14 protein-coding genes and 2 riboswitches are annotated in these 12,014 nt (G+C 65.3%); of the genes, 5 read left to right on the top strand and 9 right to left on the bottom strand.

All coding sequences use genetic code 11. The features are described 5' to 3' along the window. Window positions 1-3: 3 nt before the first annotated feature. Window positions 4-1,038 (bottom strand): cobalamin biosynthesis protein CobW, encoded by a 1,035-nt coding sequence (gene cobW, locus NOF55_RS13155; protein WP_306411841.1) that lies wholly within the window; start codon window positions 1,036-1,038, stop codon window positions 4-6. Then, on the bottom strand, window positions 1,035-1,430 hold the full coding sequence (locus tag NOF55_RS13150; RefSeq protein WP_306411840.1) for a DUF1636 family protein: 396 nt from the start codon (window positions 1,428-1,430) through the stop codon (window positions 1,035-1,037). Before NOF55_RS13150 ends, cobW begins: the two co-directional genes overlap by 4 nt. Window positions 1,431-1,542: 112 nt before the next feature. Continuing rightward, a riboswitch (cobalamin riboswitch) is annotated at window positions 1,543-1,748 on the bottom strand. An 88-nt stretch (window positions 1,749-1,836) separates the two neighbouring features. Beyond that, a riboswitch (cobalamin riboswitch) is annotated at window positions 1,837-2,028 on the top strand. A gap of 35 nt (window positions 2,029-2,063) precedes the next feature. On the opposite strand from NOF55_RS13150, the gene NOF55_RS13145 reads away from it, so the two are divergent. Genes NOF55_RS13145 through NOF55_RS13130 form a run of 4 tightly spaced genes read left to right on the top strand, consistent with a single transcriptional unit; the run spans window position 2,064 to window position 5,099 of the window. Continuing rightward, window positions 2,064-2,243, top strand: coding sequence for a CbtB domain-containing protein (locus tag NOF55_RS13145; RefSeq protein WP_306411839.1), 180 nt, complete (start codon window positions 2,064-2,066; stop codon window positions 2,241-2,243). A gap of 12 nt (window positions 2,244-2,255) precedes the next feature. After that, on the top strand, window positions 2,256-3,008 hold the full coding sequence (locus NOF55_RS13140; protein ID WP_306411838.1) for a CbtA family protein: 753 nt from the start codon (window positions 2,256-2,258) through the stop codon (window positions 3,006-3,008). Continuing rightward, on the top strand, window positions 3,005-3,622 hold the full coding sequence (gene cobO / locus NOF55_RS13135; protein ID WP_306411837.1) for a cob(I)yrinic acid a,c-diamide adenosyltransferase: 618 nt from the start codon (window positions 3,005-3,007) through the stop codon (window positions 3,620-3,622). The genes NOF55_RS13140 and cobO overlap by 4 nt, the downstream gene beginning before the upstream one ends. A 37-nt stretch (window positions 3,623-3,659) precedes the next feature. Beyond that, the gene (locus tag NOF55_RS13130) at window positions 3,660-5,099 is read left to right on the top strand and encodes a cobyric acid synthase (protein WP_306411836.1); all 1,440 of its coding nucleotides are present in this window, start codon (window positions 3,660-3,662) and stop codon (window positions 5,097-5,099) included. Here the strand turns inward: NOF55_RS13130 and cbiB are convergent. Together cbiB and NOF55_RS13120 are read right to left on the bottom strand one after the other, a co-directional pair. Continuing rightward, the gene (gene cbiB / locus NOF55_RS13125) at window positions 5,086-6,051 is read right to left on the bottom strand and encodes an adenosylcobinamide-phosphate synthase CbiB (protein ID WP_306411835.1); all 966 of its coding nucleotides are present in this window, start codon (window positions 6,049-6,051) and stop codon (window positions 5,086-5,088) included. The two genes, NOF55_RS13130 and cbiB, sit on opposite strands and share 14 nt — an antisense overlap. 36 nt (window positions 6,052-6,087) lie before the next feature. Further along, a complete protein-coding gene (locus NOF55_RS13120) occupies window positions 6,088-6,297 on the bottom strand; it encodes a hypothetical protein (RefSeq protein WP_306411834.1) in 210 nt (69 codons plus the stop codon). Between the two features lie 355 nt (window positions 6,298-6,652). Here NOF55_RS13120 and NOF55_RS13115 point away from each other — a divergent pair, with 355 nt between their 5' ends. Then, complete coding sequence (locus NOF55_RS13115; RefSeq protein WP_306411833.1) at window positions 6,653-7,168, top strand: hypothetical protein; 516 nt, start codon at window positions 6,653-6,655, stop codon at window positions 7,166-7,168. A gap of 17 nt (window positions 7,169-7,185) precedes the next feature. Here NOF55_RS13115 and cyoE read toward each other — a convergent pair whose 3' ends face one another. The 5 genes from cyoE to cyoB are packed head-to-tail and all read right to left on the bottom strand — an operon-like array spanning window position 7,186 to window position 11,980. Then, on the bottom strand, window positions 7,186-8,130 hold the full coding sequence (gene cyoE / locus NOF55_RS13110) for a heme o synthase (protein WP_306411832.1): 945 nt from the start codon (window positions 8,128-8,130) through the stop codon (window positions 7,186-7,188). A 13-nt stretch (window positions 8,131-8,143) separates the two neighbouring features. Beyond that, window positions 8,144-8,905 carry an SURF1 family protein gene (locus NOF55_RS13105; RefSeq protein WP_306411831.1) on the bottom strand — a complete coding sequence of 254 codons (762 nt, stop codon included), beginning with the start codon at window positions 8,903-8,905 and terminating at the stop codon, window positions 8,144-8,146. A 20-nt stretch (window positions 8,906-8,925) separates the two neighbouring features. Further along, window positions 8,926-9,339 (bottom strand): cytochrome o ubiquinol oxidase subunit IV, encoded by a 414-nt coding sequence (gene cyoD / locus NOF55_RS13100; RefSeq protein WP_306411830.1) that lies wholly within the window; start codon window positions 9,337-9,339, stop codon window positions 8,926-8,928. Continuing rightward, window positions 9,336-9,968 (bottom strand): cytochrome o ubiquinol oxidase subunit III, encoded by a 633-nt coding sequence (cyoC, locus tag NOF55_RS13095; RefSeq protein WP_306411829.1) that lies wholly within the window; start codon window positions 9,966-9,968, stop codon window positions 9,336-9,338. The genes cyoD and cyoC overlap by 4 nt, the downstream gene beginning before the upstream one ends. A gap of 5 nt (window positions 9,969-9,973) precedes the next feature. Further along, on the bottom strand, window positions 9,974-11,980 hold the full coding sequence (gene cyoB, locus NOF55_RS13090; protein ID WP_306411828.1) for a cytochrome o ubiquinol oxidase subunit I: 2,007 nt from the start codon (window positions 11,978-11,980) through the stop codon (window positions 9,974-9,976). Window positions 11,981-12,014: the final 34 nt, after the last annotated feature.

The following is a 12,014-nucleotide window of genomic DNA, read 5'->3' as shown; positions in this document are numbered from 1 at the left end:
GGATCACGCCGCCAGAAGGGCTGCGATCCTGTCGCGGTCAATGCCCTTTTCGCCGATCACCACGAGGCGGCTGAGGCGCGCTTCGCCCTCGCCCCACGGACGGTCGAAATAATGGCTGACGCGCGGGCCGACCGCCTGCACCTGAAGCCGCATCGGCTTGCCCGCGACGGAGACGAAACCCTTGATGCGCAGCACGTCCTCAGCCTCTGCCGTCTCGGAAATCCGCTTCGCCAGTGCTTCCGGGTCGCGGATTTCGGCAAGGTCGACGATGAAGCTGTCGAAATCGTCGTGGTCGTGGTCTTCCTCGTGGTCGTGATGGGTGTGGCGGCTGTCGATATCGTCCTCCACCGCAAGGCCGAGGCCGGTCAGCACCGCCGGGTCGAGCCGGCCGTTTTCGGCGGTGACGATCTTCACCGCGCGCGGCAGGTGCTCGGCGATGCGGGCCTTGGCCGCTTCGAGGGCGGCGGGGTCGAGCAGGTCGGCCTTGGTCAGCACGATGAGGTCGGCGCAGGCCACCTGATCCTCGAACACCTCCTCCACCGGATCGTCGTGGTCGAGCGTTTCCAGTTCCGAACGCTGGGCCTCCAGCGCGTCGTGGTCGCTGGCGACCCGGCCTTCGGAGAGCGCCAGCCCGTCGACCACGGCGACCACGCCGTCCACCGTCACCCGCGCCTTCACGCTCGGCCACTGGAAGGCCTTCACCAGCGGTTTCGGCAGGGCGAGGCCGGAGGTTTCGATGAGGATATGGTCGACCGGCGGTTCGAGCGACAGGATGCGGTCGAGCGCCGGCAGGAAATCGTCGGCCACCGTGCAGCAGATGCATCCGTTCGCCAGCTCGATGATGTTCTCGTCCGGGCAATTGGCGACGCCGCAGGCCTTCAGCGCCTCGCCGTCGATGCCGACATCGCCGAACTCGTTGACGATAATCGCCAGCCGCTTGCCGTCGAGCGTTTCGATGAGATGGCGCAGCAGCGTGGTCTTGCCGGCACCGAGAAAGCCGGTGACGACGGTGGCGGGAAGGCGGGCGAGATGGCTCATGACAGGTCCTCCTGATGGGAAAAGGGCGGAATGCGGGCGGCGAGCCCGCTGCGAAGCGATGGCGGGCGGCCCTTCAGCGGCAGGAAGCCGCGCTCGTCAGCGGCCAGCATGCGCGCGCCGGCGGAAAGATCGGCGATATGGTCCTCGGTGAGGCCGTGGAAGACGTAGGACCAGCCGTTGCGATGGACGAGGGCGGCGCTCGCCGGGCTCTTGCACTGAACGAGGCAGGTGACGGGGCGGATGGCGCGGCTGGCCGCCTCGGCATCGCCGAAGGCTTCGCGCAGAAGGCCGATCAGGCCCGCGCCGGGGCGGCTCGTCCCGTCCGCGCCACGGCAGGTCTTGCACACGAAAAGGGTGACTTTATCGGCGTCCCAGCCCGTTTCCTCGCCCATGCGACCATCCTTCCGCCTTGCGGCCTTAACAGATGGGGTGCGGGCGGCGGGACGGATCGTCCCCATGCCGGAAGCCGTGCATATCCCTCCGGGGCACCCCGCCCGGCGGACTCGATTCGAAGGTTCGACGGCAGGTCTCCTGGCTCGCGGATCGAACGCCCATGACCGCCTTCCCGGTTTCCCAGTGGCTTTTCGGTCAAGGCTTTCCGCTTACAGTTGCGGGGGCAGCCGCGGCATTGCCCTGAACTTCAAGGCGCACCGCATTCCCTTTCTCGCCTTCTCCTTTGCGGAAGAAGGACCGTCACTCGTCGAGTTAAGAGCGTTTCGGCCGTCTGTCAATGCGCCTTGGTCAGGCGCGCCAGCCATGCGCACCGATTGCCGATTGCAACCGTGAAGCTTCCGGTTATATAGTTCTCCTGCCGAAGGTGTCCGGAAGGACCGAGAGGGAATGCGGTGCGACGTCAATCGTCAAGTCCGCGGCTGCCCCCGCAACTGTAGGCGGAGAGTTTTGCCCAAGCGCCACTGGATTTTTGTCCGGGAAGGCGGGCGAAGCGCCCGATCCGCGAGCCAGGAGACCTGCCCGAGGCGCAACTGAATCAAACGCCCCTCGGGTGGAGGGGAAAAGGATCGATCATGACGGCTCAAACTTCCTCCGCATCCGCGGCGGGCCTTTCCGGTTCGCGCGCCGCTTCCCTCTTGTGCTCGACGGCCCTCGGGCTGTTCGTCATCGGCATCGTCGGTTTCTCGCACATCAGCGCGGTCCACAACGCCACGCACGACACGCGCCATTCGCTGGCCTTCCCCTGCCACTGAGGAGACGGTCCCATGTCGCTTTTCCGTAACGTCGTCTTCGTGGCGGCGCTCGTCGGGCTGTTGTCCGGCCTCTTCCTGACGCTGATGCAGGGCGCCGTCACCGTGCCGCTCATTCTCCAAGCCGAAACCTTCGAGAGCGGCGGCGAACCCGCCGCCGACACCGCGCTCGCCGTTCCCGGCCCGGCCGGCGGTCACGACCATGCGGAAGAAGAAGAGGATGGCTGGATGCCTTCCGACGGCTTCGAACGCTATCTCTACACCGGCATCGCCAATGTGCTAGCCGGCATCGGCTTCGCCCTGCTGCTCATCTCGGCCTCGGAAGCCTTCGGCGGCCTGAAGGGCTGGCGCAACGGCCTCCACTGGGGGCTGGCCGGCTTCCTCGTCTTCAGCCTCGTGCCGGGGATCGGGCTGGCGCCGGAACTGCCCGGCATGCCCGCCGCCGAGCTTTTCCCGCGCCAGGTCTGGTGGACGGCGACCGCCGCCGCCACGGCCGCGGCGCTGGCGCTGCTCGTCTTTTCCCGCTCGCCGGTTCTGGCCGCCGTCGCGCTCGTCCTGCTCGTCGCCCCGCATCTCGTCGGCCCGCCGCAGCCGGAAAGCCATGAAACGCTGGTGCCCGCCGATGTACATCAGCGCTTCGTCGCCGGCGTCTTCGCCACCAGCCTCGTCTTCTGGGCGACGATCGGCGTTCTTGCCGCGCTCATCCGGCCGAGGTTCCGGGCCGGCGAGGACCATTTGCCGGAAACCTCCGCCCGGGTTCCGGCATGACGGAGATCGATCCGGCCCGCGCCGCCCGCCACCGCGACAAGATGATCGCCCGCAAGGCGGTTCAGGATGCCGAAGTGGCGGAAAAGACCGTCGAGAAGGGCCTGCTGATGGTCCATACCGGGCCGGGCAAGGGCAAGTCGACGGCGGCCTTCGGGCTGGCGCTGCGCATGCTCGGCAATGGCGGGCGGGTTGGCGTCGTGCAGTTCGTCAAGGGCGCGTGGTCGACGGGCGAGCAGAAGGCGCTGTGCGACGCCTTCGGCGACCGGATCGTGTGGAAGACGATGGGCGAGGGCTTCACCTGGGACGTCCAGGACCTCGCCCGCGATATCGCTGCCGCCCACAAGGCGTGGGAGGCAGCGCTTGCGATGATGGCCGACCCGACGATTTCGCTCGTCGTTCTCGACGAGCTGAACATCGCGCTGCGCTACGACTACCTGCCGCTGGAGGAGGTGGTCGCGGCGCTCACCGGCCGCCGGCCGGAGCTGCATGTCGTCGTCACCGGCCGCAACGCCAAACCGCTCCTGACCGAGGTCGCCGACCTGGTGACGGAAATGACGCTGGTGAAGCATCATTTCAAGGCGGGCGTGAAGGCGCAGGCCGGCGTCGAGTTCTGAGATGGCGGCGGCGACGGGCAGGAGGGCGCGGGCCCTGATGTTTCAGGGCACCGGCTCGGATGTCGGCAAGTCGCTGATGGTGGCGGGGCTGGCGCGGGCCTTTACCCTGCGCGGGCTGAAGGTGCTGCCGTTCAAGCCGCAGAACATGTCGAACAACGCTGCCGTGACCGCCGATGGCGGCGAGATCGGTCGGGCGCAGGCGCTTCAGGCCCGCGCCGCGCGCGCGCCGCTTTCCGTCCACATGAACCCGGTGCTTCTGAAGCCGCAGAGCGACGTGGGCGCGCAAGTGGTGGTGCAGGGCCGCGTCGAGGGCAATGCGAAGGCCGCCGATTATCAGGGCTGGAAGCCGCAGCTTCTGCCGCGCGTGCTGGAAAGCTTCGACATCCTGCGCGCAAACGCCGATCTGGTGCTGGTGGAGGGGGCCGGCAGCGCCTCGGAAATCAACCTGCGCGCCAACGACATCGCCAATATGGGCTTCGCCCGCGCGGCGCACGTGCCGGTGGTGCTGATCGGCGACATCGACCGGGGCGGGGTGATCGCCAGCCTCGTCGGCACGAAGGCGGTGATCGAGCCGCAGGACGCTGCGCTGATCGAGGGCTTCGTCGTCAACCGTTTCCGGGGCGATCCGGCGCTGTTTTCGGATGGCATGCGGATGATCGCCGACGCGACCGGCTGGCGTTCCATCGGCCTTCTGCCGCATTTTCCCGAGGCCGCACGCCTGCCGGCCGAAGATGCGCTCGGCCTTGCCGGCCCCGGCGAACGCAAGCAGGGCGCGACGATCCGCGTCGCCGTACCGATCCTTCCGCATATCTCCAATTTCGACGATCTCGATCCGCTCGCCGTCGAGCCGGATGTGGAGATCATCCGCGTGCGGCCCGGCGAAGTGATTCCCGCCGATTGCGCGCTGGTGCTGCTGTGCGGCTCCAAGGCGACCATGAGCGACCTCGCCGTTTTGAAGGCGGCGGGCTTCGATATCGATATTCTGGCCCATCGCCGCCGGGGCGGGCATGTACTCGGCCTGTGCGGCGGCTATCAGATGCTCGGCCGCACCGTGTCCGACCCCGATGGCATCGAGGGCGAACCGGGCACGGTCGAGGGCCTCGGCCTGCTCGACGTCGAAACCGTGCTGTCCGGCGAGAAGCGGCTTGAGGAAGTCTCCGGCGAAAGCGTCGACGGCATGCCGCTGAAGGGTTACGAGATGCATATGGGCGTGACCGAAGGGCCGGATCGAACGCGGCCCTTCGCAACCGTCGGAGGACGGGCGGAAGGCGCCATCTCCGCCGACGGGCGGGTGACGGGAACCTATCTGCACGGGCTCTTCGCGGACGACCGCCAGCGCGCCGCGTGGCTTGCGCGGCTGGGGGGCAAGGCTGCGGGGTTCGATTACGAGGCGGGCGTGGACGACGTGCTCGACCGGCTGGCCGCGCATATGGAGCGCCATCTCGACCTCGACACGCTGCTCGCTATGGCGCGGTGAGAAGCGCCAGCAGCCCGAACAGCGCGATCAGCATCCAGCTTGCGATGCGGGCGAGTTTCAAGGCCCGGCGGATATCGGCGGGGCCGAGATCGCGGCGCCCGCCCTCGCCCATGAAGGTCGCCTCGATCATCTGGCCGCCATAGGAACGCGGGCCGGCCAGCGCGAAGCCGAGCGCGCCGGCCAGTGCCGCTTCCGGCCAGCCGGCATTGGGCGAGCGATGATGGCGCGCGTCGCGGCGGATCGCCTTCCAGCCGTTCGCCGGCGAGGCGCCGGCAACGAAGAAGGCGGCGGCGAGGAAAAGCAGGCCGGACAGGCGCGAGGCGGGCAGGTTGATCCAGTCGTCGAACCGCGCCGCCGCCCAGCCGAACGCCTCGAAACGGGCATTGCGGTGGCCGATCATGCTGTCGGCGGTGTTGGCGGCCTTGTAGGCCGCGCCGCCCGCCAGCCCGCCGATTCCGGTCCAGACGGCGGGCGCGACGATGCCATCGGAAAAGTTCTCGGCCAGACTTTCGATGGCCGCGCGGCAGACGGCGGCCTCGTCGAGCTGGTCCGGGTCGCGCCCGACGATCCTCGAAACGGCGCGGCGGCCGCCCTCTATGCCGTCGCGTTCCAGCGCGTCGGCGACGGCCTCGACATGCGCTTCGAGGCTTTTCTGGGCCGGCAGGCTGGCAGCGGCCAGTGCGGCGAGCAGCAGCCCGAAGGGCCGGGCGAGCAGGGCCGTTTCCAGGCAATAGGCCAGCACGGCGGTGACGAGGAGGAGAACCGCAAGCGCCAGCACGCCGCGGCGCTTGCGGGCGGAAAAATTGTCGCTCTCACGGTTCCAGTTGCGGTCGAGCCGCGACACCAGCGCGCCCATCCACGTCACCGGATGGCCGATGCGGGTAAACAGCCAGTCCGGATAGCCGGTGAACCGTTCGATGAGAAGGGCGAGGAAGGCGAGCGAGAAAGCCATGAAACTGCCAGCGGGAACAAAAGCTGCGGTGCGGGCTCACTCTTCCGGGACGAGCGCGTCGAACACGTCGAGCAACGCATCGACGATGGCCTGGCCGAGCGCATTGGCCGATTCGGCGATCTTGCCGTCCTCGCCGTCGCGGGCGGCGAGCGCCAGATTGCTGCCCTGATCGGCGATGATGGCGCCGGCGCGCTCGATGGCCCATTGGGCGAAGTCGCTGCGGTTCTCGATCGTGACCGTTTCCACGGGAATGCTCCTGTTCTGTCCGGCGTGCGGAAGCGTTTCATCGTTGTTAGATCATTTCAGCGTTTCATGGAAACGCTGAAATGATCTAACTATTTGTTTTCGCGCAATTCCGAACGGAAAACCGCTTCACACTTTTCCTGGAATTGCCCTCGAGAGCTTCCGTTTCAAACGGAGTCACGGAACTCTCATAAACATATTTCTGCAATTTGACACCGGTTCACCACCCGTGAGGGCGACCTTATTTCAGTTGCTGGACGTCGCCGGCTTCCGGCTGGGTTCTGTTGAACCCGGGAAATGCCCCCGGTGTGAAAAGGCGCTTCACAGACGAGTCGTGACCGGCACAGGAGAAAGCAGCGTGTCCCTTTTCGGATTTCATTATCGGAAATTACTCCGGTGTGCATTGATCGCATGCGTTATCCAGCCGGGATTTTCCACGCATGGTCACGCTCAGGAGGCCGGCTTTGTCGAACCGGCCATATTGGCCTGCGAAGCGACGGTAGAACGCCATACCTCGGAAAATTATAGGCGACTGGCAACGAAGTCACTCGAATTGTTCCAGAAAATATATACAGGCGAACCGATCCCGCTAGATGCTCCTTTCACTCTGACGGGCATTGCCGCCGAGTGGGACAGGACGGTGGCTGACCTGTCCAAACCGGTCGTGCCGGACAAAGGGCAATACCAGGCCTGGGCAGACATGATCGAACTGGCCCGCGATCAGAGCGCCCTTTATCGCGAACGGCTGGCTGCGGTGCAGGAGCAAGATCCTGCCACGCTCAGGGATCGTTTCAAGCCGGGAAAGTGGCGCGAAATGCCCGATCTTTCCCCGATCTGGCTCCGTGATACCGTTTGTTCTTCAATCACATTCTGAAGACGATCCCGCCCCGGTCAGAAGAAGGCGGGCAGGCGGTCGATCAGCTTGTCCGCCATCAGGCCGGAGAAGATCGCAAAGAGATAGAAGATCGAGAAGGCGAAGTTCTTCTTGGCCGGCAGCATCCGCGCGTCCTTTTCCGGCATGCGCATGACGCCGACGGAGTAGACGATGAAAATGATGCCGAGCAGGGCCGCGAACAGCCCGTAGGTCACACCCGCCATGCCGATCAGCGTCGGCACGATGCCGACGAAGGCCGCCAGAACGGCATAGACGACGATCTGGATCTTGGTCGTGCGCTCGCCGGCGACCACCGGCAGCATCGGCACGCCGGCCTTGTCGTAGTCGCCGCACTTGAACAGGGCAAGCGACCAGAAATGCGGCGGCGTCCACAGGAAGATGATGAGGAAGAGCAGGGCGCTTTCCATCGAGATGCCGCCGGTGACGGCGGCCCAGCCGATCATCGGCGGGAAGGCGCCGGCCGCGCCGCCGATCACGATGTTCTGCGGCGTGCGGCGCTTCAGCAGGATCGTGTAGATGACGGCGTAGAAGAAGATGGTGAAGGCGAGAAGGCCGGCGGCGAGCCAGTTCACCCCGAAGCCAAGCGTGACGACCGAGGCGGCGGAAAGCGCAAGCCCGAGGATGAGCGCCTCGGCGGGAGACACGCGGCCTGCGGGAACCGGGCGGTTCTCCGTGCGGCTCATCACCGCGTCGATATCGGCGTCATACCACATGTTCAGGGCGCCGGACGCACCGGCGCCGATGGCGATACAGAGAATGGCGAGCGCCCCGGACGCCGGCGCGATGCCGCCTGGCGCCAGAAACAGGCCGGCGAAGGCGGTAAACACCACCAGCGACATGACGCGCGGCTTCATCAGGGCAAAATAGTCGCGCAGTCTCGGCGCCAGAAGACGCAGGCTGGACGTTGCGACGGTCGTTTCGTGGTGGCCCGTGACTGACATGAATCGTTTCCGTCTATGCCGCTTCGGCGTCGTTTCCGGTCGTCGGATTACGCCGGCGATGACGGATCAGGAAGATCGCGCCGCCGGCGGAAACCAGAGCGAGAAGCAGGAACTGGATTGCGTAAAGCAGATGATGGTTGGTGAAGCTGACGCGCGTCAGCCCGCCGGCCGGCAGCGCTTCGGCATCGGCGTCGGCTGCCCGGTCGATGAAGAAGGGCGCCGGCGCTGGCAGGCCTGCGGCCGCGGACATGGCCGCGACATCGCGGGAATACCAGCGGCCCCTTCCGGCATCGTTGGGGCGCAGCAACAAGCCATCCGGCTCCGACACGCGCATCAGGCCCGTCACCGAGACGGGTTCGGACGGCACGGCGAAGACGCCCTTGCGTTCCTGCGGCACATATCCGCGGTTGATATAGACGATCTCGCCGGTTTCGAGCCGCAGCGGCGCCATGACCCAGAAGCCCGAGCCTCTCTCGGTCAGCGCCAGCGCATCGGCCTGCGCGTCGGGAACGTAGGTGCCCGTGACGGTGACGCGGCGATACTCGTAATCGGCCGGTTGCAGTGCCGCCCATTCGGACGGCGCCGGCAGGGGAACCGGATCGGCCGAGACGCGCGCCTCGATCCGCGCGATCAGATCGGTCTTCCATTCCAGCCGCGCCAGTTGCCAGGCGGTGAGGCCGAGCATGAGAAGCGTGGCGAAGATGGCGAAGCCGAGCGCGAACGCAAAGGCCTTGCCGCCCCTGCGTGCCGTCCGCTCTTCGGTTGCCGTTGTCATCGCCGCCACACTCATGGTTGTCAGGGCAGGTTCCTGATCTGATCCATCGTCATCGGCGGCATCATGTTCGTGTTCAGGTGGAACAGAACCCAGAGCGAGCCGACGAGCGTGATGAGAACCAGGATGACGGTGAAGAGGAGCGCCATCAGCGTCCAGCCGCCTTCCGACTTCCCGTTCATGTGCAGGAAGTAGATCATGTGAACGAAGATCTGGACGACGCCGAGCCCCATGATCGCCAGCACCAGAACCGTCTTGTCGGCCAGCACGTCGCCCATGACCAGCCAGAAGGGAATGGCGGTCAGGATGACGGACAGGACGAAGCCGGTCAGGTAGCTCTTGAAGGTGCCGTGCGCGTGGTCGTCATGGCCATGCCCGTGGTCATGGTCGTGATGATCGTGCCCGTGAGATGCGTGATTGTCCGTGGTCGCGCTCATCCGACGACTCCCATGAGATAGACGAAGGAGAAGACGCCGATCCAGACGACGTCGAGGAAGTGCCAGAACATCGACAGGCAGTTCAGGCGGCGCATGTTCGCCGCTCCGAGGCCGACCTTCCTAACCTGGACCATCAGCACGACCAGCCAGATCAGGCCGAAGGTGACGTGCAGGCCGTGCGTGCCGACCAGCGTGAAGAAGGCCGAAAGGAAGGCCGAACGCTGCGGCGTCGCGCCGATCTCGATCAGGTGATGGAACTCGTAGAGTTCGAGCCCGATGAAGGCCGCGCCGAACAGGCCGGTGATGCCGAGCCACATCAGCGTCTTGTTGATGTTCTTCTTGTAGGCCTCGAGCATGGCGAAGCCGTAGGTGATCGACGAGAAGAGCAGCATCGCCGTGTTGATGGCGACGAGCGGCAGGTCGAACAGGTCCTTGGGCGCCGGGCCGGCCGCGTAATTGCGGCCGACGACGGCATAGGTTGCAAAGAGCGCTGCGAAGATTAGGCAGTCGCTCATCAGGTAGAGCCAGAAGCCGAGCGACGTGCCGTTTTCCGGGTGATGATCCTCTTCGGTCATCATGAAGACCGGATCGCCGCCGGCCGTCGTCATGGTGGGTGCGTGGTTCGACATCTCTATCAAGCCTGCTTTGCCAGCGCTTCCGTGCGCGATTCCTCGGTGGAGGCGACGGTTTCGGCCGGGATGTGATAATCACGGTTGTAGTTGAAGGTATGGATGATCGACACGGCGATCGTGGCCGCGAGGCCGCCGATGGCGAGCCACCACATGTGCCAGATCAGGCCGAAACCGGTGGCCGTGGCAAGCCCAGCGATGACGATGCCGGCGCCGGTGTTCTTCGGCATGTGGATCGGCCGGAAACCGGACAGCGGGCGCTTGTAGCCGCGCGCCTTCATGTCCCACCAGGCGTCGATGTCGTGGACGACCGGCGTGAAGGCGAAGTTGTATTCCGGCGGCGGCGAGGACGTCGACCATTCCAGCGTGCGGCCGTTCCACGGATCGCCGGTCTCGTCGCGAAGCTGGTCGCGTTTCAGGTAGCTGACGACGAGCTGGATGACGAAACAGCCGATGCCGGCGGCGATCAGCAGCGCACCGAAGGCGGCGGTGCCGAACAGCACCGTCAGCGTCGGGTCGGCCTCGAACTGGCTGAGGCGGCGGGTGACGCCCATCAGGCCGAGCACGTAGAGCGGCATGAAGGCGAAATAGAAGCCGATGAACCAGAACCAGAAGGACAGCTTGCCCCAGAACGGATCCAGCTTGTAGCCGAAGGCCTTCGGGAACCAGTAGACGATGCCGGCGAGCAGCCCGAACACCACGCCGCCGATGATCGTGTTGTGGAAGTGCGCGATCAGGAACAGCGAGTTGTGCAGCACGAAGTCCGCCGGGGGCACCGACATCAGGACGCCGGTCATGCCGCCGATGGTGAAGGTGATGAGGAAGCCTATCGTCCACAGCATGGGCACGTCGAAGCGGATGCGGCCCTTGTACATGGTGAAGAGCCAGTTGAAGATCTTCACGCCCGTCGGCACCGAGATGATCATCGTGGTGATGCCGAAGAAGGTGTTGACGCTGGCGCCCGAGCCCATCGTGAAGAAGTGGTGCAGCCACACGATGTAGGACAGGATGGTGATGACGCCGCTCGCCCAGACCATCGTGGTGTAGCCGAACAGGCGCTTGCCGGAGAAGGTCGCGACGATTTCCGAGAAGATGCCGAAGGCCGGGAGCACGAGGATGTAGACTTCCGGGTGGCCCCAGATCCAGATCAGGTTCACGTACATCATCGGGTTGCCGCCGAGATCGGTCGTGAAGAAGTTCGTGCCGACGTAGCGGTCGAGCGAGAGCAGCGCGAGCGTGGCCGTCAGGACCGGGAACACGGCGACGATCAGGATGTTGGTGAACAGCGCGGTCCAGGTGAAGACCGGCATCTTCATCAGCGTCATACCCGGCGCGCGCATCTTGACGATGGTCACGATCAGGTTGACGCCCGACAGCAATGTCCCGACGCCGGCGATCTGCAACGCCCATATGTAATAGTCGACACCCACCCCGGGCGAGTAGTCGCTCCCCGAAAGCGGCGGGTAGGCCAGCCAGCCGGTCTGGGCGAACTCGCCGACGAACAGCGAGATCATGGTCAGGATCACGCCGCCGACTGTCATCCAGAAGGAGAAGTTGTTGAGGAAGGGGAAGGCCACGTCGCGGGCGCCGATCTGGAGCGGCACGACGAAGTTCATGAAGCCCGTCACCAGCGGCATCGCCACGAAGAAGATCATGATCACGCCGTGGGCGGTGAAGATCTGGTCGTAGTGATGCGCGTTGAGATAGCCTTCCGACCCCGTGGAGGCCCAGACCTGCTGGAGACGCATCATCAGCGCGTCCGCGAAGCCGCGGAACAGCATGACGATGGCGAGAATGATATACATGATCCCGATCTTCTTGTGGTCGATCGAGGTGAACCATTCCTTCCAGAGATAGCCCCAGAGGCGGAAATAGGTGAGCGCGCCGACGAGCGCGATGCCGCCGAGCGCCACCCCGAAGAAGGTGGCGACGACGACCGGCTCGTGCAGCGGCAGCGAGTCGAGCGAAAGACGTCCGAAAATGAACGTCATTAGATCAAAGTGTGAGGACATGGCCTGTCTCTTCGTGCATCGGAAACGTTAGGGA

Source organism: Ectorhizobium quercum, assembly GCF_026552795.1.
GTDB lineage: Bacteria > Pseudomonadota > Alphaproteobacteria > Rhizobiales > Rhizobiaceae > Ectorhizobium > Ectorhizobium quercum.
This window is presented reverse-complemented; position numbering and strand designations above follow the sequence as displayed.